The sequence below is a fragment of the Paenibacillus pabuli NBRC 13638 genome (assembly GCF_001514495.1).
GTDB lineage: Bacteria > Bacillota > Bacilli > Paenibacillales > Paenibacillaceae > Paenibacillus > Paenibacillus pabuli.
This window is the reverse complement of record NZ_BCNM01000012.1, coordinates 144,468-170,933: the sequence shown is the minus strand read 5'-3', so window position 1 is coordinate 170,933 and position 26,466 is coordinate 144,468. Positions and strand designations below refer to the sequence as shown.

Sequence of the window (26,466 nt, the reverse complement as noted above, 5' to 3'; positions counted from 1 at the left end):
AATTCATAACCACACAGATCTAAACCCTAACAAAGTAAATATAAACCAGATTAGAGCCGCCCTCGTCAAATACGATACCAAATCGGTTCCTGCTATTCTGGCTCATGTTATACGCTGGCTCGCCAAAGATCGTACATCCCCCTGTCGTTGAAGGATAAAGATCTGTAATGCAGCGGATCGTTGACGTCTTGCCTGCTCCGTTCTCCCCAATCAAAGCGCAGATTTGCCCGGGATGCGTAGTGATGTCAATATTTTTAAGTACGTGATTTCCCTGTAGGCTAAGATTTAGTCCACGTGTTTCAATGACCTCTGATACCATGATTTCCCCCCTCTAAGGTTGACCACGTAGGGTCTTAATTTATGTGTATCTGCTACCCACCAGCTCTCTGGATGACTCTCCAACATTTAAGTGTCTACCTAAATAGAAAAAATCGGAATCATGAGAAATGATGACTAGAATCTTATAGAAGGACTCGTTTTCAAAAAGCAATCATCTGTCTTTGACCACCTGAAATGTTAGCACCCCCATGAGCGATTTCCGTATCCAGTGCATCAGGAATATCAGAGATAAATGAATGAAGCTTATACTTCTCCAGTAATTCTTTCAAATAAAAAAGCTGTTCCGGCTGACAATTCGGGAGAATGTTACATCTCAGCCGAATTTTTACTGACTTTTCTTGTACTGTAACTCATCCGTCGACTGTACCAGACGGTAATAACAATGTATAACGGGATGATTGCCAGAACAATAAGTGCCAGCTTCCAATGGATTCGGACAAGCAAAACAGCAGAGATTATACCAATCCAAAACCTCAGTGAGAATGTTATTGAAATAATTAATGCATCCTTCAAAAACCAGCCACATCCCATTTTAAACAAAATTAGATATATTATCTAATAAACATTTAATACATCCAAATAATAGAATATTCATTATGTAAGATATATAATATAAGTCACTATAACGCTAACATGGACAGGAATTTTTTCAGGAAACAATGGTATAGAGATTGCACTTCAGTTGAATTCAAGTTTTCTCCATAAAGAGGTTGACTTTAACTAAAAAAAGGATACTCCACACCCGCATTCAGGCTTCGGAATATCCTTATCATTTGCATGCAAGTATTCAGATAAGTTTGTGTACATACGAGCCATCTTCAAGTACCTTCTCAGCTTTTATTGTCACTGACCTGGCAGCCACCAATTCCATCTCCCCATCAGTTTCATCAATGAAGGGACAATGACAAGGCGGATCAGTGTAACATCAATGAATACGGCTGCCGTTATTCCAATCCCCAGCTGCCTTACCCCCTCGACTTCAGCAAAAGCAAAAGGGACGGTTACTGCCAATAAAATACCTGCAGCAGACGTAATTAAACGACCTGTTGAAGCCAGCCCTTGTTGAACCGCCTTATCGCTGTCCCCTGTTCGTCTGTAAACTTCCTGAATCCGGCTTAGCATAAAAACACCGTAATCCATTGATATGCCAAAGACTAGCCCAGCAATGAATACAGGGATCATAATCGCAACGGCTGATGGTTCCATTCCCAGATGTCCCTCGTTAAACACCCATACAAGTATGCCAAACGAAGCGGCAAGACTAAGAAGGTTCATCAGAATGGCTTTCAGTGGTATAAGAAGAGAACGAAATGCCAGGAGCAACACCAGATAATTGCTTACAACGACAAAAACAAGCACTTTGGGCAAATGCTGCACAATTTCATGCATGATCTCATCCTCATAAACCGCTTCACCGCCATAACGAATCGGAATGCCTTCTAAAGCCGTTGTTGAATCATTTTCTTTTGCATACCGCAGCCAGTCTTTCATCTCATCTGAACCTGATGCTCCGTATACACCCACCGTTAATCGGATAAAAGAATCGGAAACGCCCCCTCGGGAGTTGATACTCACCACTCTTGGATCCTGTTGAAGCTCGTATACTTTGTTGTTAGCCGTTTCCCAGTGAGAGGCCGTTAACGGCTGTTCCTTTTTCCCAATGATGATATCAACCACTGAAATATGTTCCTGACCAAAATTACGCTTAATCTGCTCGGAGGCTTGACGGGACTCCATTCGCACAGGCAGAGAAGAAGCATCAGGAACGGACAATTCCATCCGTGTAACGGGAAACATACACCATAACAAAAGCGTTGAGCCTGCTATTCCCATCCATACGGGGCGCTTCATCACCATCTCTGACCAGCGGTGCCAAAAGCTGCGTTCAAGCCTGTTATCCAGTGCTCGCTGGTCTGAAATGCTGGATGTGGATAATAAACGTGCAAATACTCGGTTCGCGCTTAATGATAGAATGGCAGGTAACAACGTTATGTTTAACAGTAACGATAGCACCAGAACGATCATAGCCCCAAGCGATACACTGAGAAACATGGGCAATCTGATCCAGAGCAGACCCAACAAACCAAGTAACACACAAGCAGCCGAGAACAGAACCGCCCGACCGGCTGTACGCAATGTCCGTTGCAATAGCTCGCGCTGCATGACACTGTTGCGCTCAAATTTGAATTTACCTTTACTTACGTAACTCTGCTGAAGTTCTTCCCTGTACCTGCTCAAAATAATAAGTGCAAAGTCAATGCTGAGCGCCATTCCCACCATGGGAATAACATTGATTACAAAGTTGGAGAGCGCCAGATGGTAACCCATCAGGGATGTAACCCCCATCGCCGTTATCACACCGGATACTCCCATCATGATTGCAATCAGTGCCGCATATAGACCTCTGAATGCAAAACATAAAATGACGAAGGCAAGCGGCAATCCCACTATCTCTGCCTGCTCCAAATCGTGAAAACTCAAACGGTTTACATCCTGCTGTACAACGGATTTGCCCGTGATTTGGATCGTTCCCGGACCCTCTGTTGTTGCAAACATGGAACGCAGCTGTGCCAGCGTTGCTCCCATCTTGTGAGAGGGCATATCAAACGCCAGGAGAGCATAGGCCACATCCCCACGCATCATTCGACTTCCACCTGCTTCAAGTGGAGAGATTAGGGCCGTTACACCTGATATCGCGCCCGCCTGCTGCAGACGGTCTTTAATCCAACCTCGAAATTCAGCAGGGGTAGTGCCTGTCTTTTTTTCAAATAGAAGAATAACCGGGTCAGCAGGCACATGGAATTCATTCTCAAGAGTAAGCTCCACAGCGTGAGCGTCCCCTTGTTCTAGGTTCAAACCATGATCCTGAACAATGCCAGGTAATCTCCACGCCCAGATGGCTGACATCCCGATGACAAACACCCAGCAGAGAATGATAAACCGCGGATATCGGCTAATGAGGACAGCAAGGCTGCGATAACCCATACCCAAGCTCCTCTGATATCAGAATGGTAATTCAGTTTCTTTGGAAACCATAGTTCACAGGTTCTCTCATCTCAACGGAGGTAGGAACATAAGTAAAAGGAAGTAATTCTGCTGTTAGCCCGGGTCCAAATGCAAGTGCAATGCCGCTGGAAGCCTCTTCCCTTTTGTCATAATCATCCCGAATGGCTTGTAAGACAAACAGAATCGTCACAGATGACAGATTGCCATAATCCCGTAAAATGTCTCGACTATAAGCGACCTGCTCATCTGACAGCTGGTACAGCTTCTGTACCGCATCAACGATGCCTCTGCCTCCAGGGTGGATTGCCCAGATTTCCGGTAAATCACGGCTGCCCAGCATTCGAGCCACCTCTGGTCCAAGATGAAGACCGAGCAGCTTCGGAATCTGTGGCGAGAGATACAGATCGAATCCGGTATTTCCCACTTCCCAGATCATCTCTTCTGCACAGTCGGGCAGCAAGACCGATTGTCCGCTCCCAAGTCGAAACAGTTCTTTGCGCCCTGTCCCGGATGGACCGACAACACAAGCAGAGGCCCCATCCCCAAAGAAGGAGGCAGCAAACAGGTCGTCCCGCTTGGCGGATGGCTGAAAATGTAGGGTACATAGTTCAACACATACGATAAGAACCTTGGCGGATTTATCACTTGTTATGATTGAATTTGCCAACTGAATGGCTTTCAGACCCGCAGCACAGCCTTGAAATACAAGCGGAATCCGGTTCACGCGCGGGGACAGCTCAAGCTGCTGAATCAGCCGAACATCGAGCCCGGGCAGGAACTGGCCTGTACAGCTGACCGTACAGAGATGTGTAATCTCTGAAGTCGACACCTCGGCATCCTCAAGCGCCTGACATGCGGCTTTCATTCCAAGCGGAACTGCAGCTTCCTTATATTTGGCCATACGTTCGGCTGTAGTCGGAACATTCTCCGTCTGGGTAAAGGGCAGATAACGGCAGGAATCTACAGGCTCTAACAGGTTCGGTTCACATGTATAACGCGTCTCCACACCGCACTGGTTGAAGATCCGCTTGGCCCATCGTCTGGAATCCGGCTCATGCTCCAGCGCTTGTGCGAGCCGGGCAGATACATCCTTTTGATCAATGCGGTGAACGGGCAATGCCGTTCCGATCCCCATGATACTTGCGGCAAAGGTTTCATCAAGCTGGTTTATCGGCTCCAACCTCCTTATATATAAAATAGGTTCATGTCATGTGCAGGATATAGTACAAGTCTATTCATCGCTTGCCCCGTTTATGTTCACCAAACAAGTAAAGACGGACAACACATGCGAATTACGCACATGCTGCCCGCCTTTATCCAATCGACAATTTATATGTATATTTCGATCCAGAGTATCACGGTCTGCGGGACCTGTTCCAAATCTAAACCGGTCGGATCACCGTGAACCTCTCGCCCAGTTTGGCATAGTCATTTCCTGCCAGCCTGCTAATCGGTTTTAGCTGATCCATCAAAATGTAATTCGTGGCAGGATCGTACACTTTTTCATTGAAATGATACTGTACAATGCGAACCAGAAGCAGATCACTCACAGGTTGACCCTCATCGTTCGATACCGGAATATGCTGATACAATCTGCACTCCATCCGAATCAACGCTTCCAAAATTCCAGGTACGGCGACCACAGTACTGGGCACAGTCGTCAGATTTGTCCGTTCCAGCTCACTTTCGTGAGGTTCCAGCATGGCAGCAGTCTCATTCATATCAAGAGCGATCGATTCATCACAGATATGAACAACCAACTCCTGCCCGGCAAGCACATTGCGTGCTGTATCTTTCATCACTCCATTCTTACGAGCGATCGAAATGGATAACAGCGGGGGATCAGAGCTGACCACATTAAAGAAGCTGAATGGCGCTGCATTAATAACACTGCCATCTTGAGAAAGTGTTGTAACAAAAGCGATTGGGCGTGGTACCACTGAACCACTCATCAGTTTATAATTATCTCTGCCCGTCAATTCTCGCGGATCCAACGTATACATCTCCAATTATCCCCTTTCCTGATCATGAAGTACGTGATTCCATTTCTTTACTTCACGATAATACGTCCTTATTATATATCCTTAAGGGCTGATCTCACAAAAAAACTCCCTGATATCTAATTGTACCAGGGAGTTTAGAACATGCCATTTCGTATTGGCTGTTGCTGTTCCTTATTTGACAATACTGTTCTGAATATCTTCCATAATTTGGATGTTCGCTTGAATTCCACTATATAACCAACTGCTCGTCCTTTCAAATTCAAAAACATTTCCACTTTTCACAGCAGGTATACTTTGCCAGACTGCATCTTTCAGTGCTTCTGCTCCTGCCCCCTTATCACTGTTCACCAGGAATAGATAGTCAACATCCATTTCTGCGATTTTTTCCAAGGAAATCTCCGACCAGTTACCTGTTGCCTTGGCAGATGCTTCCTTCACGACCTCAGGCTCCAACAGTCCCAGTTCGTTGTACATGACTTCACCACTGGAGACATTGTTACTTACAACATAAAACTTGTTTTTTAAAAGCCACAACGCCGCTGCGGACTTTGTACCTCCTGTTGCAGAGGCCACTTTTTCCTTGATCTCTTTTGCTTTTGCATCATAATCATCCAGAGCTTTCTGGGCTGCATCCGATTGGTTTAGAATTTCACCTATTTTCAATAGAGCTTGACGCGAGTCCTTGTTTATATCATCACCAAGTACGTACGTTGGAGCGATTTTGCTGTACTGTTCATACTTTTCACCTTCAACTGTACTCTCGCTACCCATAATAATCAGATCTGGTGAGAAGCTCGTCACTGCTTCGAAAGGAAGATCACTTGCAATGCCGGGAACACCGTTCAAGTCTTTTTGCAGATAACTCTGCAAACCGCTGCCATTATTAATAGACCATTGGGCTACCGGCTTAACGCCAAGTGTAACCAGATGATCTTCCAGATATGATGCAATGATACGCTCCGGATTTGCAGGGATTTTCACTTCGTGACCCATCGCATCGGTCAGCGTACGTTCAGTCGGAGCTTCTGTCTCTGCTTCCGTTGCTGTATTGGTCTCTCCTGCTGTCGTACCGCTGTCTGCTGACTTTGACCCGCATGCTGCCAGCCACATGGACATGACCACTACAGTGATCAGGAGCATGATGGTTTTTTTATTGTTCTTAAACACGTAAATATCCCCTTTCAAGATGAACATCTCCATACATTGAGTTGTTGTAAAAGACTTAGACGCTTAACCCGTATTTATGATGCATATAATACTTAATACTTGTATGTACTTCGTCCAATCCCATTGACAATGATAATTGTTATCAACGAAGTTGTCAATATGATCTGTCTGTCACCATCGGACAGGCTCATTATTCTTACAATTCACATTTGGGCGGATGCCACCATATGCTGATTCCAGAATACGTCGACAGGAAGGATGTTCGTACATGGAATACATCTATAACGCCTATTCAGGATATGATGAAGATCGCTCGTTTCAATTACCACCCCTATTCCCAGGAGGCGTTCCAGGGGGGCAGCCTGTACCAGGTTATCCAGGAACACCCGGTTCCTATCCCCCATTCATTCCGGGCGGAGGCAGTGGGGGGCAGCCTCCCTACTTTCCTGGGGGCGTCCCTGGTACGGCACCGGGTATCCCTGCTCAGTTGGCACAGGGCAATCTCCCCACTTTGCTCAGTGCTTATCCACGCCCAATAGGTCAACCGCCCGCCGAAATGGTTTTTTTGTATAACCTGATCAAAAGCAGTCCCGGCCTCCTTCCGCTGTTTATCCAGCAACAGCCGCAGAGCCTGAGCCAAGCCGTGCAATTTGCCCAATCAGGTGTTGCAACGCCCCGGAATCCGGAGCAGCGTGTATTGCAAAATTTCTGTTACAACCGATGGTCTCTCGTATTTACGTACAACGATGTTTATCTGATGTGGCCAGCCATTAATTTGTTCGGGTTTGTCGTGGGTTACTTCTATCCGTTTCTTACGCCAGGCATTCTGCTCAATACCCAGATCCTGTTTTCTCTTTGCTAAATCGGTTCAAACATAGAACAAGCGCCCCGTTGAAGGAAAGAGCTTCACCCTGGAGCGCTTGTTCATGCATACTATTTTTTATTCTGAATTCTGCCGCTCTTGCCGACCATAACTACATAGAGCAGCAATGCGCCCAGATCCGCACAAGCGATAACAATCCCCATGGGTACAGCTGTGCCTTCTCCTCCCAGACCTACGAGTGGAGCGACAATGCCACCGAACAGGAATGTCATTACCCCGATAAGTGCAGAAGCACTGCCTGCCGACTTCTCCTGATTGGCCATCGCCAGTGAGAAGGAGGCCGTATTGACCAACCCCACACTGGATACGACCAGGAACAAAGGGATCAGAACAGAGATCAGATTGCCTCCGGCCAAAATGGCGATAAGCAGCGATGTTCCTCCCAGAGCAGCAGTCAACAGCCCGGCAATCAACAGACGGGTTTCAGATACTTTTCCTGCAAGTCGCCCGGCAATTTGACTTGCCAGGATGATCCCCAGACCGTTAATGGCAAAGCAGACACTGAACATCTGCGGGGAAATACCATATATTTTCTGCAGAACGAAGGGTGAACCCGATATGTAGGCAAACATGCCAGCTGCTACGAACCCTTGGGTCAATGCATATCCCATAAATAAGCGATCCCCCGCAATTTTGCGGAATGTAATCAGAGTCTGCTTCAGTCCTCCGCTGGATCTGCGTTCTGAAGGCAATGTCTCTCCAAGACCAAGCACCACGGCTACTAAAGTCAACATACCGATAATACTCAGCAAAATAAATACGCCTCGCCACGACGTATACGCAAGTAATTGTCCGCCGATAATCGGTGCAGCAATCGGTGCAACACCATTAATCAGCATTAACAGGGAAAAGAACCGTGTCAGCTCTGGCCCGGAATATACGTCCCTTACAACTGCGCGCGAGATAACAATTCCAGCAGCTCCCGCTGCGCCTTGAATAAAGCGCAATACTACAAAAGAACCCATCGTCGGGCTGACCAGGCATAGTATGGAAGCGATCGTATAGAGTACAAGACCTGCAATAAGCGGTGTCCGGCGGCCTCGCACATCACTTAAAGGACCGGCAAGCAATTGTCCTACCGCCAATCCGACCATACATGCCGTAAGACTAAGCTGGGCATAGGAAGTCGATGACTGGAATTCATCAGCCAGTGTAGGCAATGCTGGCAAATACATATCCAGGGACAGCGGCCCGAAGGCTGACAGCGTCCCCAGAATCAATGCCATACGTACACGGGAGGCCGAATGGGTGCTCAAAGAGGCCGGTGTACTTTTCATAATGAATTAGTGCTCCCCGTCCCCTAGCAGCTTGAGCAGGTTGGAAGGCAGGGTGAACTGTTGATTGTTAATAATAATACGGCGCAGCTCTTCTTCATCCCGCTCATTCTCGGCGTCCTTGATCTCCTGAATCTCCCGGTGAAGTCTCTCCATTTGCTGATCCAATGCATTGGCAGAGTCGGCCGCACTTTTCAGTTCCTTGGTTAAACGCTCGGGAACCTCTTTGTTGTATTTATAAAAGATCTTATGCTCCAGACTCGCCCAGAAATCCATCGCAATCGTACGAATCTGGATCTCCACACATGCCCGTTCCTCCCCATTGGACATATAGACTGGCACCTCCACCAGAAGATGAAGACTTTGGTAGCCGTTGGGCTTCGGATTCTCGATATAATCTTTTACTTCAAGCACACGCAGGTCACTTTGATTGCACAACATATCCTTAATCCGATAGATATCGGAGATAAACGAGCACGTAATACGCACGCCGGCGATATCCTTAATATTTTTCTTGATGCTATCAAAGGTTAACTCGTGATTTTTCCGGAACATCTTGTTCATAATACTTTCAGGTGATTTCAATCTGGATTTGGTATGTTCAATCGGGCTGTAATCATGCAGGGACTGAAACTCTTCCTTCAGCACCTCGATTTTGGTTTCCATTTGATCCAGCGCAAATTTATAGATCATCATAAATCTCGTAATTTCATATTTGAATTTCTTGAATTGATCAATCGGATGTGGAGCGTTCATCATAGCTTTCTTCCTTTCTTCGTGCACACTAAAATTGTTTTATAAGTCAAGAGTACTGTGGAGCAACCACATGTCTTCTGAACCATTATAAATCATATGGAGCCAATAAACGAATTTCTCCCCTGGATCTGGCGCTGCAGCCTGGAGAGTAAGGGAACTTGTTTTACGCGCATCCTAAAAAGGTATCCCTGTCGTTTGCCACGCCATCCCTGAGAAAAGAGGTCGATAATCCTGCTCTATCTAGTGACGTATTCGTCCGATGCGCTTCGGGTAAAAGGTTATCTATGCCTCCCTGAAGGATGCTCCTTAACCGCCTTGCCGGGATATGAAATTTCCCATGACTTCCCCTCTTTTCCCGACGTCCCCTCCATGTCAGAACGCATGCAGCTGCAGCCGCTCGCAAGCCGCTATCCTGCGGTAACAAAACAAATAATGGACGATCGTCTTAGACGATGGCCTGTTCTGATCTATTGCCGAGGCGGACTGGGCAACTATGGAGGGGTAAATACCGCTTGGCTTGAGCAATTTGTCCAGAAGGGTTATATCGTGTTCGCTCCATCCTATCGTGGCAATGAGGGCGGTGAGGGACGTGACGAGTACGGAGGACGTGATCGGGAGGATGTGCATGCCGCTTATCGACTGGTACAAGGATGGCCCTTCGCCGATTCAAAACGGGTATCCCTGATGGGATTCTCACGAGGCGCTATTAATGCCGTACATACAGCAACCACCTACAATACGGGACCTGACCAAGTGCATAAGCTGGTGCTTTGGAGCGGTGTCACCGATGTGGAGCGCACCTATCAAGAACGAACCGACCTGAGACGCACACTGAAACGAGTACTTGGTGGTTCACCACGAGCAGCTCCCGAAGCTTATCTTGCACGCTCCCCCCTGTCAAGTGCACACAAACTTCGCTGTCCGGTACTCATCATGCATGGCACATCGGATACACAGGTGAATTACAGTCACGGAACTCGAATGTATCATTGGTTGAAAGGCAGAGGCGCTGACGTTACGTTTCACGCTTACGGAGGACAGGATCATCGCTTCCAAGAGAGCATGCATAAGGCAGCAGTGGACAATATGTTTGACTGGCTCGCAGCACCTTAGCCTCAAGGCAGGGACAATGTATACATGTTTGCTGATATGGGAAATTGGCATTGCATCATGAACTTCATTTTGAAGAAACAAGTGTTATGGCTGTATACTGGAGGGGTTACTTTTTTTGAAAGGACGGATAAGGATGAACCAATGCACCCTCCAAAAGTATGCCATGCTGCTGCTCTGTATGTCTGCCGGAATGGTCGATGTGATCGGATACCTTGGACTGGGGCATGTGCTTACAGCAAATATGACGGGCAATATTGTGCTGCTGGGAATTGCGGTTGCCCATGCCCAGGAATTTGTCGTATTGCGTTCGCTGCTCGCCCTCATCGGTTTTATTGCCGGAAATGCCATCGCGGCACACATGATTGGTCATGTGCAGACGAAAAATGGCTGGTCTTCTCGGGTCACAACCGTGTTCACTGTAGAAAGCATATTGCTTCTGCTCTTTGCCATGGCCATGATCAGTCCTTATTCGGAACAATTATCCTATCTGTTCATTGCTGTTCTGGCGATCGCCATGGGGATGCAGACGACAGCCGCACGCCGAATAGGTATTGCTGGCATTTCAACCACCGTGCTCACCAATAATCTGGCCGCCGTGGTTGAGGATGCCGTTAGCATCCTGCAGCGACTGCGTCACGCCAATATCCGCTCTCTGGCCAAAGCCCTGTCAGCAGATGCCTACCTCCGAGCAGGTGCTGTTGTGATCTATCTGGGCGGCGTTATTCTAGCTGCACTGCTGTTCCATCATGTCCCGATGATAGCAGTCTGGATTCCTGTTCTTATCATAGGTGCAGTAACCCTATACGCCCGGCTGTACTCTTGGGGAGCTGCCAGAAAAGGGACAAATAATACAGGTAGTTAACTCTATTAAAGTTAAACTACACTATCGGATCAATGATGCTTCCTGTCTGATGAGCTCGACCAGAAGCTGTGCGGCAGGAGACAACGCTTCCCCTGCTCGTGTACATACAGCAACCGTGTTTTTCAGCTGCACCCCTCGAACGAATACTCGTGCAAGTCTGCCTTGCTGTACATCTTCCTTCACGACCAGAGAAGAAATAAAGTTGGCCCCATAACCGGCTTTCACCGCACTGATCGTTTCGTTCAATCCATTGAACTGAAGTGCAATGCGGGGAGCAGCCAGGTTATTGGTTGTGCAAAGAGAGACCAGACGCTCACGCGTAGCACTGCCTTCTTCGCGCATAATGAAGGGTTCCGCCACCATCTCATACAGCTCAATTTCTTTTCCCGCATAGGGATGATCGGGATGTACCACAAACCACATTTCATCTTCAAACAATTCGTCCCAATGGACACCTTGATGGGTTATTCCACTTCCACCATACACCGCAATCTCGGCCTCATAACGCAGCAGTTGGTCAAAAGCCATACGGGTGTTGGTTGTGCTCACAACCAGTTCCACCTCCTCATGCATCTGCTTGAAACGGGCAATCCATCCCGGCAGCAGGAAATTCGAGGGCAAATAGGTTGCTGTAAGTCGAATCAGCCCTTTCTTGCCCGCCCGAAAATCCTGCACAAAATTCTCGACATCCTGTTCCAGCATAAACAAACGTTCTGCATAGCCCGTCAACTGGACCCCAGCATCCGTAAGAACCAGTCTTCTCCCCTCCGCAGCGAATAATGGAATGCCCAGTTCACGCTCAAATTTCTTCACTTGGGATGAAACCGCGGGCTGACTAATGTTGAGTTCTTCTGCCGCACGCGTAACTCCCCCATACCTCACGATGGCATGAAACAATCGTAATCCGTGCAAATTCAACCGCTACACCCCCTTAACATCAGCTTAATATAACCTAAAGTTATATTAACATACATAATATATATTTTATTTATGTATTTACCCCCTTTATAGTTAAAGCATGAAATCCAATACATGCAATTGGGGAAGGAACATATGACTATGAAAAGTATAAATGCTTCTAACCAACATCTCTGGAGTCAAGTTGACGAATACCTGAATGATCTGCTTATTCCCCGGGATTCCGTGCTGGAGCAGGCCCTGCGTACCAATGCCGAAGCCGGTTTGCCCGCTCATGATGTTGCACCTAATCAAGGGAGGCTGCTTCAGCTCCTGCTTCAAATACAGGGCGCAGCACGTGTACTGGAAATCGGGACGCTCGGCGGGTACAGCACGATCTGGATGGCAAGAGCCCTCCCCGAGCACGGACGTATCGTCACTCTGGAGGCTGAACCCCGTCATGCAGACATGGCACGTACCAACCTTACGCGTGCAGGACTAATTCACAAGGTTGATCTTCGAGTTGGCCCTGCATTGACTACCCTTCCCGACGTTCAGGAAGAGTACAGGGAGCCCTTTGATTTTATCTTCATCGATGCTGACAAACCGAGTAATCCTGATTATCTAAGATGGGCACTTCGTCTGGCTCGTCCGGGAAGTCTTATTATTGGTGACAACATCGTCAGGGACGGCGAAGTTATAAATGAAGAAAGTACCGACCCCAGAGTTCAGGGTGTTCGCTCTTTCCTGAAGCTAATTGCTGATCATCCCAGCCTTGAAGCGACAGCACTGCAAACGGTAGGCAGCAAAGGCTACGATGGATTCGTGATTGCCCGTGTGCTCGGATCACCCATTCCAAAATAAACAGTGGTCAATTCTTCCGCAAATCTCCCATTCCTGTTAAACTAAAATGACTGTACAGGCAGACTGGGGGAAACCACTTGAGACTTCTACAACAGATTCATGCTGAAATTCGGGGCTGGTCCCGCAATATTCAATTGTTTTTTCTGGCAAGCATCTTGTATCAGATCGGAAATGGCATGTTCTCTGTCTTGTACAATCTGTACATTCAGGGTCTGGGCTACAATGATACAATGAACGGCCAGATTGTAAGTATTCAATCATTAGCAACAGCGATTATGTTTGTTCCCATTGGACTTTGTGGCGATTTCTTCAGTCGCAAGCGACTGCTGATTACCGGCGCTTTGTTCAGTGGTATCTTCCTGATTGGCCGTTCCTTCGATTATTCTGCCAGCGGACTGATCTGGTTTGCTGTATTTTCAGGACTTTTCGCTGGTGTATTTCAGGTGCTGGCCATTCCTTTCCTCGCTGAGAATGTGAAGAAAAGTCAACGGCTGAAGATGTTCAGCTATTACTCCTCCCTCGTGCTTGCTTCTCAGGTACTTGGCAGCTTGGGTGGCGGCGTGTTTGCAGACCTGCTTCATACAGCAGGCCTTGCCAAAGTCACAGGGCTGCAAACCGTATTGTTCGTGGGCGGCGCTGCTACACTTGTTGCATTTATCCCGATGTTGTTTGTATCCGAGGATAAGAAGGCACCTCAAGTTGAGACTCCCGTGCCACCCCCTTCTGAATCTGCGACATCGGCAGCAGGAGGCGAACAGGGTGACGATCAACTTCCGGGACAAAACAGGAAAAACGCCCCCTCTAGCCAAAAGAAAGATTCCCGATTAATCGGTCAATTTGTAGTGACCCAATTATTAATCGGATTTGGTTCGGGACTGGTTGTTCCTTATCTGAATCTATACTTTACCAACCGATTCTCGGTATCCTTGAGCGCCATGAGTCTGCTGATTTCATTGGGTCAGATCATGACCATTGTATCGATGCTGATCGGACCTACACTCGCGGCCAAGGTGGGAAGTGTTCGGGCTGTTGTCATCTTCCAGGTCATGTCACTGCCTTTCCTGCTGCTGACTGGGTTCACGAATCTACTGTTAATCTCTTCGGTAAGTTTCTTATTTAGACAGGCCTTGATGAATGCAGCCAATCCGATTCAATCCGCCATTCTCGTAGACCGAGTATCGGACAAACGGCGCGGAATTGCCAACTCACTGATGCAGACTGCCTTTATGACGGGATGGGCTACCATGGGGCCTGTACAATCTTACCTCGTGACGACATATGGCACATATTGGGGTTATGCGATCACGTTCAGCATTACTGGCAGTCTATACGTAATATCATCGCTGATGTACTATATGATGTTCAAAGAACCGAAGCCTTCTGCCCGTGTTCTCGTGGCGAACAGATCAGATTGAAATTCAGCAGAGTAGCGAAAGTGATGAACCCTTCTTTCTTGACCTGATTCGTATAGCACGTTTACCACTAGGCTCGCAACAACAAGTACATGAACGCAGCAAAGAGAGTATCCGCCTGATTTCCACACTGCGGATACTCTCTTTGGTATTCTGACTTGAATTAGGAATACATCCGACTGTACATCCAACTTACGATGCCTATGGTTACTGCAGCGGCCGCTATAATAAAGGAAAAATACCCAAGTTTGCTCTTTGACCCTGTTGTCTGCTTATCGTAGAAGTCCGAGTTTCGCCTGTAGAAACCCATCCATAACTCCCCAGCCATATTCACGACCACCGCGACAAACCGTTTGGCAAATCCCATCATCCACAACCTCTCCTTTCTCACCTCAGCCCTCTTCCATATTAAGTATAATTAACCTTTTAACCCAAAACAACCTTGTTACACTGAACTTGGTGCGGTCTCCTGCTCCAGCCAGCTTAATCGTTCAAAGGCCTCCTGGTCCGTGCTGCCGCACATCTCTTCCGAAGCCTGCAATCCGCTGCATACAGCCGGACGCTCCTTCTGACCAAAAATTCCGCAGCGATTGTCTTCTGTCAGCTGTACACAGCGCACACCTGCGGGCTTGCCGTCAGCCATCCCGGGTATCGGCGATGAGATGGAAATCGCGATACAACATGCGGCACAGCCTGTCCTGCATTCCATTATGATGATCCTCCTCCCTACATCTGACATTTAATGTGATCCACGATTCACCCACGTCCACGTTCGAGCCAGTCCCTGTGCAATTCTCCGATTCATGGTTCCATTCGAAAAATAACCCCCATGGCTTAGCGGATTCCAGCTTCCGATCAAATTGCCAGAGTTAATTTCCATGTCTTCCTTGACCGCCGCCTCATATGCCGGATCAATGGGACGCAGCGGGTAACCCAGAATATCATCTCGATCATAAAAGTTAACCCATTCCCCCTCCAGCCCAGGGAAATACTGCTCTGTCAGCGGCGAAGGAACCTGAATCGGCCGACTGAAGTCGTGATAACGCAAGCTCCACAGCGGCAATGTCGTTCCAAAGGAATAAAAGTTCGTTAAGGTATCTCCCCGTTCCAAGGCGGACGTAACATCCACGATGGAAGGTGTGCGGCTGGACGGATATTGCAGATCATAGAAAAAATTACTTGCAATCACCGCTCCCAAACTATGAGCAATGATACAGAGCGGAGCCTCCGGTCCATTCCGCTGTGCAAGAGCATGCATTGCCCGGTTCAACGTACGGTGAACTGCATCATAGTTATGGCCTTGATGTTCCACAGGCTGATAAGCCACGGCATCTGCCAGATAATGGATAACAAAACGTCGCAGCACCTGATAATTTAATCCCTGAGAACGGACCAACTGCTGAAACAATGCCTCTTCGCGCTCCTCAAATACGTCAGCCCAATATACCGGCTCGATGTCAAGCAGCTGCTTGGCTGCTCCCGGCAGCACCATAACGTGATCGAATTCCTTATGCAAACGAGAAATGAGCGTATCGGCATAATCTTCCTTCTGCATACCCAGACCATGAATGACCATCACCGCAACACGAGTCATGGCTCTCCTCCTCCGTCCTTCGACTAGGAACTCTCTTTTGAACCATATGAGCATCTCCATCCGAACATGTCTGGACCTGGTGCTGCATTCTGATTGCTGGGAACATAAGCCTCTGTAGATTCTTCCTATTGTACAGTTTACCATGATACTAACGAAAAAAAACGAACTGCTTAAAGACTCCCCATACAGGTGGATATACCTTCAGCTTATCTCGGTCTCGGCATGAAAATAGGGGCTGCGAATACCGCAGCCCCTCAGGAATTTCACTTTATAACTAACCTTTCAAATGAACCTTAAGCACGCCGTTACGATTGGATGTAACATCACCTGTCGTGACCTCCACGCGCTCAACCATATCCTGACCGTCCGGAATAATAATTGGCGTAATAAGCGGATACCCCGCAGCTTCGATGACCTTGCGGTCGAATTCAAGCAGCGTTTGCCCGGCTCTCACCTTATCTCCAGCTTCCACATGCATGTTGAAGCCTTCGCCTTTGAGTGAAACCGTATTGATCCCGACATGGATCAGAATCTGCAAGCCGCTCGCGTGTTCAAGAATGACAGCATGTTTGCTCTTGATCACATGGGCTACTTGAGCATCAAACGGGGCCACAACCTGATTGCCCGAAGGTTCAATGGCAACCCCTTCTCCCATTTGTTTCTCTGCAAACGCCGGGTCAGGCACCTGTTCCAGCGGAACCGCTGTACCTGTTAATGGTGCCAATACTTCCAGCGTGTTCACAGGGTCATTCCCCACCTGAGCCGCACTGCGTGAGCGCTGATTTTGATCTGTTTCTGTCGCTGCCGCAGTAGTGGTGGCGTCAGATTCATTTACTGCCGTGTGTCCTCCAGTGACAACTGTGCGATCTGCGTTTCGGTCTTCTTTTCTCAATTTTGCTTTACCAAAAATAACAGTCAGCACGAAAGGTACAATCAACACAATAGCCATACCGATGAAGAACACTCCCCATTTGTTCGGGAAGATGGACAGGAATCCAGGTACCCCGCCTACACCGATGGAGGTTGCCTGCACATTGTTCAGGGTCAGCAGCACACCGCCGATGGCGGAACCAACCATACCGAAGATAAACGGATAACGATAACGGATATTTACCCCGAAGATCGCCGGCTCCGTCACACCGAGGAAGGCGGAGACGGATGAAGTTGCCGCAAGTCCTCTCATCTTCTTCTCACGCAGCACCAGCATCATGGCAAGTGCGGCAGAACCTTGAGCGATATTGGACAGTGCCAGCATCGGCCACAGGAATGTTCCGCCCTGGCTACCAATCAGCTGTACATCTACCGCCAGGAACGTATGATGCATTCCTGTAATAACAAGCAATGCGTACAGTCCACCGTAGATCAGACCGCCCAGAGCAGCGTATGAATCATAAATATAGATCAAGCCGGATGTAATTCCATTCGCAATGGCGAATGTCACCGGACCAATGATGGTAAATGCCAGGAATCCGGTAATCAGTAATGTCACAGGTGCAACAACCAATAGTTTGATCGAATCATGCACCCTTTTGTTCAGGAAAATCTCCAGCTTGGCGAGCAGATAGGCTGATACCAGTACTGGGAGGACCTGCCCCTGATAACCGATCTTCTCAATATGCCAGCCGAACAGATTCCACGTAGGCACAGTCCCTTCGTTGACTGCGTTGGCGTAACCATAAGCACTCAGCAAATCGGGATGAACGAGAATAAGACCCAGCACAATCCCGAGCAGCGGACTGCCGCCGAACCGTGTTACTGCCGCCCAACCAATTAATGCAGGCAGGAAGGTAAAGGCTGTACTCGCAATCGTATTGATAATGGATGCCAGGTCCTTCCACGCCGGATAGACATCCACCAGTGATTTTCCATCAAAGAATATGCCTGGACCCGTCAGGATGTTATTAATACCAAGCAAGAGACCGGCCGTGATGATGGCTGGCAGAATAGGAATAAAGATGTCCGAGAGTGTTTTGATCGCACGCTGGATTGGATTTTGCTTTTTACCAGCCACAGCCTTTACGTCATCCTTGGAAGCACGCTCACCTCCCGTAATTTCAATCATTTCATCATATACTTTGTCCACAAGTCCAGGTCCGATGACCACCTGAAATTGTCCTTGGGAGGAGAACTGTCCTTTGACCAGATCGTTCTGATCCAGACTTTTCGAATCCACTTTGCTCTCGTCGTACAAGGCAAACCGGAGACGGGTCACGCAATGCGTTGCAGCTTCAATGTTTTCTTTGCCACCGACCGCGCGTACAATATCCTCAACCTGTTTTTTATCGATCGCCATATTTTCACTTCCCACTTATATAATGTGAATTAGTCCTGTTGCGGTATAAGCCACATATAGGATGCATACGGGCTAAGGGATATTTCTTGATCCAGTGCAGGCGCTACCTTCGTATTGGCTGCCACCAATTCTGCTGATTTGCCTGCCACGTGATCCTTCCATACAGCATTCGGAAGAGTAAATGTTACATCTCTCTTACTAAAGTTGGAAACGACAACCAGCGTTTCGCTTCCATTCGACCGCGCATAAGCAAAAACATCCGGGTGGGCATCGTCCAGACGTTCATATAGTCCGTCCGTCAGCACTTTAAGCTGTTTGCGAAGAGCAATCAGTTTGCGATAATGATAGTAGATCGAATCCGGGTCAGCCAGCTGCTGGGCCACATGAATCGACGGGTAACGTTCATCCACTTTGATCCAAGGTGTACCCGTGGTAAATCCGGCATTTTCACTTCCATCCCATTGCATGGGTGTGCGGGAATTGTCACGGGAGCGTTCCTTCACAATACGGAATGCTTCCTCGGCCGATTTTCCCCGCTCTTCCTGGAGCAATCGATACATATTCGTCGACTCAATGTCGCGGAATTCGCTTACATCGTTCCAGACCGGATTAGGCATCCCAATCTCTTCGCCCTGATAAACGTAAGGTGTACCTTGCATGCCATGGATCGTGGTTGCCAGCATTTTGGCACTCTCGGCACGGAAATCTCCATCATCCGCAAATCGGGATAATGCCCGCGGCTGATCATGGTTGTTCAGGAACAGGGCATTCCAGCCTCCACCTGCCTGCATACCTGTCTGCCATTCGCTGAACAGCTGTTTTAGCGCTTCAAAATCATATGGCATCAGTTCCCATTTCTGTCCGTTCGGATAATCCACTTTCAGATGATGGAAGTTGAAGGTCATTGAGAATTCGCGGGAAGCAGGATTGGAGTAACGGATGCAATGCTCCAGCGTTGTGGAGGACATCTCCCCTACGGTTACAATATTGTGTGGACCAAAGACCTCTTCATACATCTCGGTAATGTATTCATGCACACGTGGTCCGTCGGTGTAGAACTTGCGCCCATCCCCTGGTAAAACGCTGCCATCATCATCCGGAAAGCGCTGATCCTTCGAAATCAGATTAATGACGTCCATACGGAAACCGTCAACGCCTTTTTCCGCCCAGAACTTGATCATGTCTCGTATTTCCTTGCGTACCTGCGCGTTCTCCCAATTCAGATCGGCCTGCGTCTTGTCAAACAGCGTCAGGAAATACTGCCCTGTCTGCTCATCATACTGCCATGCCGGTCCACCAAACTTGGATTGCCAGTTATTCGGCACACCACCATCTGGAGCAGGATCTTTCCAGATATAATAATCACGATACGGATTGTCCTTGGAAGAGCGAGATTGCTGGAACCATTCATGATCCGTAGACGAATGATTCACCACGATATCAATCATCAGCTTCATCCCACGAGCCTTTAACCCTTTAAGCAATTCGTCAAAATCCTCCATGGTTCCAAAATCAGGATTAATCCGATAATAGTCCGCTACGTCATATCCATTATCATGCTGCGGGGACACATATACCGGCTGCAGCCAAACAATATCAATACCCAGATGCTGCAAATAGTCCAGCTTCTCGGTCAAACCCCGGATATCTCCGGTGCCCGACCCGGTTGTATCATTGAAACTCTTGGGATATACCTGATACACCGTGGAGGTTCTCCACCACGGTGAGGAAGTTGTATTCGTTGAACTCATGTTAACGCCTCCAATAAATTGTATTGCCTAAGTGATCATCTCGAACTAACTTCATTTCTATATTACATAAGTAAACATGTATATACAAGTTGAAACTTCAATATGCCTATAATTTACCTCTTCTACACATTCCCCATAAGGGCCGCCTCTGTAACACTTATTTCAATTTATGCGTTCGATAACGCCATGATAGAAGTAGCTCGGACGAAAAAAACCGTCTGACACCCGATACGTGGATTCGGGAAAACAGACGGTTCCATATTCGATTCTATGATGGATCAGGTAGTCATTTTGACAAGGCTCCAACAATGGTATGGCGAATTTTTTGTCATTTACACCAATGTAATGGTTCAAAATTGAACTTAAAACCGAAAAAAGACGAATATCACGTCAGTATAACTGACGTGATATTCGTCTTTAGATTCACATTGCTTTTATGTTTAAACCGTGGTTAAGAGACCATTATAGCGTAAGAGACTCACCCGGTGCCAGTACACGACCCTCAAGCCCCTTGGAAGCAAGCTGCCCCACAAACTTCTCGGCGTCCTGACGAATCACCGGGAATGTATCATAATGAACAGGAATCGTCAGCTTGGCATTGAACCATTCCGCCGCTTGCAGAGCATCTTCCGGACCCATGGTGAAATGGCCGCCAATAGGCAGGAAAGCGACATCGATATTGTGGCGATCACCAATCATTTTCATATCACCGAACAGACTCGTATCTCCGGCATGCAAAATGGTTTTACCGCCAATGTGAATAATATATCCTGCTGGCAAACCTGCGTACATGATCCGCTGCTCCTCTTCCAGCACGATCCCCGACGTATGGAAAGCCTGAATCATTTTAGCTTGGGCAAAGCCAAGATCTACCGTTCCGCCCATATTCATGCCAAGGGTATCCAGACCCTTCCATGACATATATGTAGCCAGTTCCACAATTGCAACCACCTTGGCATGATTGGCCTTGGCAATGGGTTCAGCATCCAAAATGTGATCCATATGTGCATGTGTCAGTAAAACGGCATCCGTCTTGATATCTTCCGGTTTGGTGACAGCAAGTTCATTGCCACGAAGGAAAGGATCAATGATCAAAGACTTCTCTTCTGAACCCAGTTGTACACTAGAGTGTCCATGGTAGGTAATATTCAGCAACTTGGTATCCTCCAGACCTATGCATTATTTTCATTTTCAACCTACATTATAATTCAAATCGTTTCTCCAAAGCAAAATAACGCGATTATCGCTTCATTTGATAAACCCTTGCTTCATAAGGCTGAAGAAGAATCGCGCCCTCGTCCGTGGAATAACGTCTGCTTACGTTGCTAATGAGCAGTTTGGCCTGTTTGGAGCTCCATCCTTCCGGCCATTGCATCTCGGGCTCATGCCCACGAAAGTTCATGATAACCAGCATTTGTTCGTCATCCATTGTACGAATATAAGCATAGATGTCAGGATCATCCGGCAAAAGCAGCTCATATGCCCCGTAGATCAGTACTTTATGTTGTTTGCGAAGTGCAATCAGTTTGCGGTAATAATGCAAAATGGAATGGGGATCACGTTCGGCATCAGCCACATTAATCTCAGGATAATTCTTATTCACCTGAATCCATGGCTCACCCTCGGTAAATCCGGCATGTTTCGAATCATCCCACTGCATCGGCGTACGGGCATTATCACGACTCTTGAGCCAAATCGCCTGCATCACTTCATGTTTTGCACGCCCCTGACCGATATGATGTCGATAATAATTCATCGTCTCAATATCCCGATAATCCTCAATATTAGGAAAAGCAATATTGGTCATGCCGATCTCTTCCCCTTGATAGATGTACGGAGTACCTTCCAGGGTGAGCATCCACGTAGCCAGCATCTGGGCAGAGCGTACTCTGTATTTCCCATCATCACCGAAGCGGGATACCGGACGCGGCTGATCATGATTGCCCATATAGTTGGCATTCCAGCCCCTGCCATGCAGCACGGTTTGCCAGCGGCTCATAATTTCTTTTAGCTCAGGCAGCTTCCACTCCCGATGGTTCCATTTGCCGATTCCGGAGGATTTGGCATCCACAAACATATGCTCAAACTGGAACACCATGTTCAGCTCATTCCGATCTGTCCCCACATAGGCGAGCGCCTGTTCAGGACCAAGCCCTGAAGTCTCCCCAACAGTCATCGGACCATATGGCTTCAGGATCATATCATTCAGTTTGCTCAGGATGGAGTGTACTTGCTCCAGGTTGGAAAAAAGCTGGTATGCCGGGACGACAGGCAAATTGTCCGGATTGTGAGCACTCGGCAGACCTTCTGCCTTGGCAATATGCGCTACCGCATCGAACCGAAAACCATCAACACCTTTTTGCAGCCACCAATGTACCATCTCATACATCTCTTCTGCCATCTGTGGATTGTTCCAGTTGAGATCCGGCTGATGCTCGGAATACAAATGCATATAATATTCATTGGTTTCCGGATCATGTTTCCATACAGAGCCTCCGAAGTAAGATTCCCAATTGTTTGGAACCTGACCGTTCTTGCCTGAACGCCAAATGTAATAATCCCGTTTCGGATTCACCAATGATGAACGTGATTCGACAAACCAGGCGTGTTCATCAGATGTATGATTCAATACCAGATCCATCATGATCTTGAGACCTCGCTTGTGTGCCTCGTCCAGCAACCGGTCGAAATCCTCCATTGTGCCATACTTGCGTAAAATAGCGTAGTAATCCCGGATATCGTACCCGTTATCATGCCCGGGGGAATCGTAGATTGGACAGATCCAGATTACATCCACACCCAGTCGACTCAAATAATCCAGTTTGTCATATATGCCTTGCAAGTCACCCTGACCATCCCCATCCGAATCTTTGAAGCTGTTGGGGTAAATCTGGTACACTACACTCTCTTTCCACCAAACGATATAGACCACCTCGCTTTCATCACAGTACACCTTACTATATTACCCGTTAATATGTTTTATCCGAAAAGGCCTCCTTATAAACACCCGAAAACAAGACGGAACACAAAAAGGACCCACTATAGACCGCCCATCGCAGTCTAATATCGAGCCTCTTCCTGTGAGTACATGAACTTGAGTAAACCAAACGCCAGGTACCCCATCCAGGCTCCAAGCGTATTCAACATAATATCATCGACATCAAACGAACCAACACGAGTAATGAATTGTGTGGACTCGACTGCAAACAGAAGCACAACGACTGTGCCTGTGAAGGGAAAGAACTTTTGGCACCGGCGAAATAACCAGGGTATCCATATGCCAAGTGGAATAAACAAGACAATATTCCCAAACAGATTCTTCACCCAAGCTTCCGTATTATATCGGTACCTTTCAAAAAGAAGTGGCTTGATCGTCTCTAGGGGTACCAGATTATATTGATAGTTCATGCCAGGGGTTCTACCACTGACGAAGAGCAAATTGCCCATGAACAATATGTACAGTACCGCCATACAGGCGACAATAGAAAGAATCCACCTGGAGCGAAGCCACGAACCATTATTCATATTCTGAAATCCTCCGACCTTTTTTTCCGCCGAGCGGTAAGGTTTATTTTATAGGGATATGGATCTTCATGTCCAGCTGCTCAGACTTGGATTACAGCATACCTCTCCTTGAATTGCAGTTTCTCCCCTTGTTCATCGATAACCCTGTACAAGTCACCCTATGCAAAAAAACCTTGCACAACAAGGACAAATCTCTGCTAAAAGGATGGTTAACTTCGCAGAGATTATTCCTGTGTACAAGGGAGTCTTGAATAATAAATAAATCAAAAGGGTACTAGCCCTTCCAGTTTCCGGACACCGGATGAATGCCCCAGATGTCTGTTGCATATTCACTGATGGTCCGATCACTGGAGAAAATACCGGAATGAGCTGTATTGAGTACAGCCTTACGCGTCCAGCCCGGTATATCACGATAAGCCAAATTGATGGCAGCATGGGCATCCGCATAGGCAGCAAAGTCACGTAACACAAAATATTCGTCCCCATGTGCCAGCAAGGAATCATAGATGTCCCAGAATTCACCATCACGCTCACAGAACGCTCCCGGATGCACCAGCTGCTCGACTACCTCGCGAATCCGTTCATCGTGCTGCACAATCTCACTCGGCCGATAACTGCCGGAGCGGTAATAATCCATTACTTCGTCTGCACTCAGACCAAAGATGAACATATTGTCCTGACCAACTTGCTCAGCCATCTCCACGTTCGCGCCATCCATTGTACCAATGGTTAACGCACCGTTCATCATGAATTTCATGTTGCCTGTACCAGAGGCTTCCTTGCCTGCAGTTGAAATCTGTTCGCTGACATCTGCGGCCGGAATAATTTTCTCGGCCAGAGAGACTGAATAGTTTTCCAGGAAAAATACCTGCAGACGATCTCTCACAGCCGCATCGCGATTCACCGTATCGGCCACCGTGTTAATCAGCTTGATAATTTTCTTGGCAAAATAATAACTCGGGGCCGCCTTTGCTCCAAAAATGAACGTACGTGGCACGATATCAAACGAAGCGTCGCTTTTGAGTCGGTTATACAGATGCATGACATGCAAAATGTTCAGCAACTGCCGTTTGTACCCATGCAGTCTTTTCACCTGTACGTCAAAAATGGAATCCGGGTTGACGGCTGTTCCGGTATGATCCAGGATATACGCAGCCAGCCGCTCCTTATTGTGGCGTTTGATCGAATGGAATTGCTGCTGGAATGAAGCATCATCGGCAGCACCTACCAGTTCATTCAATTTGCCCGGCTCCGTAATCCAGTCTCTTCCAATCGTGTCTGTGATCAGATTTGACAGCTTGGGATTGGCATGCATCAGCCAGCGGCGATGGGTAATGCCATTGGTTTTGTTATTAAAGCGCTCCGGGTAGAGTGCATAGAACGATGCCATTTCCCGTTTCTTCAATATTTCGGTATGCAATGCCGCGACACCATTGACACTATGACTGCCCACAATGGCCAGATTCGCCATCCGTACCTGATCGTTAGCAATAATCGCCAGATGCTGAATTCGATCCGGGTCTCCGGGATAACGCTCAAGCAGCATGCCGCAGAAGCGTTTGTTGATCTCTTCAATAATCATATAAATGCGCGGCAGCAGCTTGCTGATCATGGCGACAGGCCACTTTTCAAGCGCTTCGCTTAACGTTGTATGGTTGGTGTAGGATACGGTGCGGGTTGTAATATCCCAAGCTTCATCCCATCCATATCCCTTGACATCAATCAGAATCCGCATCAGCTCGGGAATGACCAGTGTGGGGTGTGTATCATTGATATGAAAGGCTACCTTATCCGGTAATCGATCATAGGGGAGCTCCAGTTTATTAAATGTACGCAAAGCACTCTGGACGCCAGCAGAACACATAAAGTATTGCTGTTTCAGACGGAGCAGCTTGCCCTCGTATTGGGAATCATCCGGGTACAAGAACTCCGAGATCGATTCTACGGAACGACTGTAATCCAGATATCCGTAATAGTTTGAAGGGGTATCCAGCGAGGTCCCCCGCTTGGGCTCCGCGCTCCACAATCGCAATGTGTTCACATGCGGCTGACCATAACCAATAACAGGCACATCATAAGGCACAGCTACAACCGATTCGGCATCCTTTGTAACAAATTGGTACTGTCCGTCCTGTTCATAGGCCTCAACACGGCCCCAGAATTGCACTTCCACCTTTTTTTCCGGACGGCGCACTTCCCATTCATTACCTTTATCAAGCCAATTATCGGGTAATTCCACCTGATTGCCATGGATAATTTTTTGCTCAAACAAACCATATTTATATCGAATTCCGCATCCATGTCCCGCATAACCGAGTGAAGCCAATGAATCCAGAAAACAGGCTGCGAGTCGTCCCAGACCTCCGTTACCGAGACCAGCATCCGCCTCCTGTTCTTCCACTTCTTCCAAAGAGAAGCCCAGTTCAGCCAGACTGTCACGAACGAGTTCCAATTCATTCACATTCAGCAGATTGTTGCCGAGCAGACGTCCAATCAGGAATTCCAGCGAGAAGTAATAAACCTGTTTATCCTGGCGCTGCTTAAACCCCTGATTCGACGCCGCCCAATCCTGACCCGCATATTCGCGGATCATGCTTCCAAGAACGTGATAGACATCTTCCTGCGTTGCTTCTTCAAGCGGCTTACCCAATTTACTAACCAGATTCCGCCTAAAAATACTCTTGAACGTTTCCTTGTTGTCAAACAAAAGAAGGTTCCTCCCGGTGA

The 26,466-nt window shown here is 47.6% G+C and carries 23 protein-coding genes; 5 read left to right on the top strand and 18 right to left on the bottom strand.

Features of this window, described 5'->3' with window-relative positions:
* Positions 1 to 19 precede the first annotated feature (19 nt).
* The 6 genes from PPA03S_RS17575 to PPA03S_RS17555 form a co-directional block, all read right to left on the bottom strand.
* Positions 20 to 319, bottom strand: a complete 300-nt coding sequence (locus PPA03S_RS17575) for an ATP-binding cassette domain-containing protein (RefSeq protein WP_062324632.1) — start codon at positions 317 to 319, stop codon at positions 20 to 22.
* A gap of 326 nt (positions 320 to 645) precedes the next feature.
* On the bottom strand, positions 646 to 870 hold the full coding sequence (locus PPA03S_RS34395) for an ABC transporter transmembrane domain-containing protein (RefSeq protein ID WP_326100335.1): 225 nt from the start codon (positions 868 to 870) through the stop codon (positions 646 to 648).
* Positions 871 to 1,182: 312 nt separating this feature from the next.
* Positions 1,183 to 3,324, bottom strand: a complete 2,142-nt coding sequence (locus PPA03S_RS17570; protein WP_062324630.1) for an MMPL family transporter — start codon at positions 3,322 to 3,324, stop codon at positions 1,183 to 1,185.
* A gap of 31 nt (positions 3,325 to 3,355) precedes the next feature.
* Positions 3,356 to 4,516 carry a type III polyketide synthase gene (locus PPA03S_RS17565; protein ID WP_411835380.1) on the bottom strand — a complete coding sequence of 387 codons (1,161 nt, stop codon included), beginning with the start codon at positions 4,514 to 4,516 and terminating at the stop codon, positions 3,356 to 3,358.
* Between the two features lie 211 nt (positions 4,517 to 4,727).
* The gene (locus PPA03S_RS17560) at positions 4,728 to 5,348 is read right to left on the bottom strand and encodes a flavin reductase family protein (protein WP_062324629.1); all 621 of its coding nucleotides are present in this window, start codon (positions 5,346 to 5,348) and stop codon (positions 4,728 to 4,730) included.
* A gap of 171 nt (positions 5,349 to 5,519) precedes the next feature.
* Entirely contained in the window at positions 5,520 to 6,515 is a 996-nt protein-coding gene (locus tag PPA03S_RS17555) for an ABC transporter substrate-binding protein (RefSeq protein WP_245683650.1), read from the bottom strand.
* A 268-nt stretch (positions 6,516 to 6,783) separates the two neighbouring features.
* Here PPA03S_RS17555 and PPA03S_RS17550 point away from each other — a divergent pair, with 268 nt between their 5' ends.
* On the top strand, positions 6,784 to 7,377 hold the full coding sequence (locus PPA03S_RS17550; RefSeq protein WP_062324627.1) for a hypothetical protein: 594 nt from the start codon (positions 6,784 to 6,786) through the stop codon (positions 7,375 to 7,377).
* A 71-nt stretch (positions 7,378 to 7,448) separates the two neighbouring features.
* Here the strand turns inward: PPA03S_RS17550 and PPA03S_RS17545 are convergent, their stop codons facing one another.
* Together PPA03S_RS17545 and PPA03S_RS17540 are read right to left on the bottom strand one after the other, a co-directional pair.
* Positions 7,449 to 8,675, bottom strand: coding sequence for a multidrug effflux MFS transporter (locus PPA03S_RS17545; RefSeq protein ID WP_062324625.1), 1,227 nt, complete (start codon positions 8,673 to 8,675; stop codon positions 7,449 to 7,451).
* A 6-nt stretch (positions 8,676 to 8,681) separates the two neighbouring features.
* Positions 8,682 to 9,428 carry a GTP pyrophosphokinase gene (locus PPA03S_RS17540; RefSeq protein WP_062324724.1) on the bottom strand — a complete coding sequence of 249 codons (747 nt, stop codon included), beginning with the start codon at positions 9,426 to 9,428 and terminating at the stop codon, positions 8,682 to 8,684.
* Between the two features lie 369 nt (positions 9,429 to 9,797).
* On the opposite strand from PPA03S_RS17540, the gene PPA03S_RS17535 reads away from it, so the two are divergent.
* Positions 9,798 to 10,541, top strand: a complete 744-nt coding sequence (locus PPA03S_RS17535; RefSeq protein WP_245683649.1) for an alpha/beta hydrolase family protein — start codon at positions 9,798 to 9,800, stop codon at positions 10,539 to 10,541.
* Between the two features lie 133 nt (positions 10,542 to 10,674).
* The gene (locus tag PPA03S_RS17530; RefSeq protein WP_062324621.1) at positions 10,675 to 11,403 is read left to right on the top strand and encodes a YoaK family protein; all 729 of its coding nucleotides are present in this window, start codon (positions 10,675 to 10,677) and stop codon (positions 11,401 to 11,403) included.
* Between the two features lie 21 nt (positions 11,404 to 11,424).
* Here PPA03S_RS17530 and PPA03S_RS17525 read toward each other — a convergent pair whose 3' ends face one another.
* Positions 11,425 to 12,321, bottom strand: a complete 897-nt coding sequence (locus tag PPA03S_RS17525) for a LysR family transcriptional regulator (protein WP_062324619.1) — start codon at positions 12,319 to 12,321, stop codon at positions 11,425 to 11,427.
* A gap of 135 nt (positions 12,322 to 12,456) precedes the next feature.
* Between PPA03S_RS17525 and PPA03S_RS17520 the strand changes: the two genes are divergently transcribed.
* Both PPA03S_RS17520 and PPA03S_RS17515 read left to right on the top strand, forming a co-directional pair.
* Entirely contained in the window at positions 12,457 to 13,164 is a 708-nt protein-coding gene (locus PPA03S_RS17520; protein ID WP_062324617.1) for an O-methyltransferase, read from the top strand.
* Positions 13,165 to 13,241: 77 nt separating this feature from the next.
* On the top strand, positions 13,242 to 14,579 hold the full coding sequence (locus tag PPA03S_RS17515) for an MFS transporter (RefSeq protein WP_062324615.1): 1,338 nt from the start codon (positions 13,242 to 13,244) through the stop codon (positions 14,577 to 14,579).
* A 160-nt stretch (positions 14,580 to 14,739) separates the two neighbouring features.
* Here the strand turns inward: PPA03S_RS17515 and PPA03S_RS17510 are convergent, their stop codons facing one another.
* From PPA03S_RS17510 to PPA03S_RS17470, 9 genes are all read right to left on the bottom strand, one after another.
* Positions 14,740 to 14,946 carry a hypothetical protein gene (locus PPA03S_RS17510; protein ID WP_062324612.1) on the bottom strand — a complete coding sequence of 69 codons (207 nt, stop codon included), beginning with the start codon at positions 14,944 to 14,946 and terminating at the stop codon, positions 14,740 to 14,742.
* A 75-nt stretch (positions 14,947 to 15,021) separates the two neighbouring features.
* A complete protein-coding gene (locus PPA03S_RS17505) occupies positions 15,022 to 15,285 on the bottom strand; it encodes a YkgJ family cysteine cluster protein (RefSeq protein WP_062324611.1) in 264 nt (87 codons plus the stop codon).
* Between the two features lie 30 nt (positions 15,286 to 15,315).
* Complete coding sequence (locus PPA03S_RS17500) at positions 15,316 to 16,170, bottom strand: hypothetical protein (RefSeq protein ID WP_062324609.1); 855 nt, start codon at positions 16,168 to 16,170, stop codon at positions 15,316 to 15,318.
* Between the two features lie 274 nt (positions 16,171 to 16,444).
* Complete coding sequence (gene treP, locus PPA03S_RS17495; protein WP_062324607.1) at positions 16,445 to 18,463, bottom strand: PTS system trehalose-specific EIIBC component; 2,019 nt, start codon at positions 18,461 to 18,463, stop codon at positions 16,445 to 16,447.
* 29 nt (positions 18,464 to 18,492) lie between these two features.
* Positions 18,493 to 20,214, bottom strand: coding sequence for an alpha,alpha-phosphotrehalase (treC, locus tag PPA03S_RS17490; RefSeq protein WP_062324605.1), 1,722 nt, complete (start codon positions 20,212 to 20,214; stop codon positions 18,493 to 18,495).
* Positions 20,215 to 20,676: 462 nt separating this feature from the next.
* A complete protein-coding gene (locus PPA03S_RS17485) occupies positions 20,677 to 21,369 on the bottom strand; it encodes a metal-dependent hydrolase (protein ID WP_062324604.1) in 693 nt (230 codons plus the stop codon).
* Positions 21,370 to 21,454: 85 nt separating this feature from the next.
* Entirely contained in the window at positions 21,455 to 23,167 is a 1,713-nt protein-coding gene (locus PPA03S_RS17480; protein ID WP_411835377.1) for a glycoside hydrolase family 13 protein, read from the bottom strand.
* A 107-nt stretch (positions 23,168 to 23,274) separates the two neighbouring features.
* On the bottom strand, positions 23,275 to 23,739 hold the full coding sequence (locus PPA03S_RS17475; RefSeq protein ID WP_062324602.1) for a VanZ family protein: 465 nt from the start codon (positions 23,737 to 23,739) through the stop codon (positions 23,275 to 23,277).
* A gap of 274 nt (positions 23,740 to 24,013) precedes the next feature.
* Complete coding sequence (locus PPA03S_RS17470) at positions 24,014 to 26,446, bottom strand: glycogen/starch/alpha-glucan phosphorylase (RefSeq protein WP_062324600.1); 2,433 nt, start codon at positions 26,444 to 26,446, stop codon at positions 24,014 to 24,016.
* Between the last annotated feature and the right edge of the window lie 20 nt (positions 26,447 to 26,466).

Coding starts and splice junctions, on each gene's coding strand:
- PPA03S_RS17575 (WP_062324632.1), bottom strand. CDS start 319: ATGGTATCAGAGGTCATTGAAACACGTGGACTAAATCTTAGCCTACAG.
- PPA03S_RS34395 (WP_326100335.1), bottom strand. CDS start 870: ATGGGATGTGGCTGGTTTTTGAAGGATGCATTAATTATTTCAATAACA.
- PPA03S_RS17570 (WP_062324630.1), bottom strand. CDS start 3,324: ATGGGTTATCGCAGCCTTGCTGTCCTCATTAGCCGATATCCGCGGTTT.
- PPA03S_RS17560 (WP_062324629.1), bottom strand. CDS start 5,348: ATGTATACGTTGGATCCGCGAGAATTGACGGGCAGAGATAATTATAAA.
- PPA03S_RS17550 (WP_062324627.1), top strand. CDS start 6,784: ATGGAATACATCTATAACGCCTATTCAGGATATGATGAAGATCGCTCG.
- PPA03S_RS17545 (WP_062324625.1), bottom strand. CDS start 8,675: ATGAAAAGTACACCGGCCTCTTTGAGCACCCATTCGGCCTCCCGTGTA.
- PPA03S_RS17540 (WP_062324724.1), bottom strand. CDS start 9,428: ATGAACGCTCCACATCCGATTGATCAATTCAAGAAATTCAAATATGAA.
- PPA03S_RS17535 (WP_245683649.1), top strand. CDS start 9,798: ATGTCAGAACGCATGCAGCTGCAGCCGCTCGCAAGCCGCTATCCTGCG.
- PPA03S_RS17530 (WP_062324621.1), top strand. CDS start 10,675: ATGAACCAATGCACCCTCCAAAAGTATGCCATGCTGCTGCTCTGTATG.
- PPA03S_RS17520 (WP_062324617.1), top strand. CDS start 12,457: ATGACTATGAAAAGTATAAATGCTTCTAACCAACATCTCTGGAGTCAA.
- PPA03S_RS17510 (WP_062324612.1), bottom strand. CDS start 14,946: ATGATGGGATTTGCCAAACGGTTTGTCGCGGTGGTCGTGAATATGGCT.
- PPA03S_RS17505 (WP_062324611.1), bottom strand. CDS start 15,285: ATGGAATGCAGGACAGGCTGTGCCGCATGTTGTATCGCGATTTCCATC.
- PPA03S_RS17500 (WP_062324609.1), bottom strand. CDS start 16,170: ATGACTCGTGTTGCGGTGATGGTCATTCATGGTCTGGGTATGCAGAAG.
- treP (WP_062324607.1), bottom strand. CDS start 18,463: ATGGCGATCGATAAAAAACAGGTTGAGGATATTGTACGCGCGGTCGGT.
- treC (WP_062324605.1), bottom strand. CDS start 20,214: ATGAGTTCAACGAATACAACTTCCTCACCGTGGTGGAGAACCTCCACG.
- PPA03S_RS17475 (WP_062324602.1), bottom strand. CDS start 23,739: ATGAATAATGGTTCGTGGCTTCGCTCCAGGTGGATTCTTTCTATTGTC.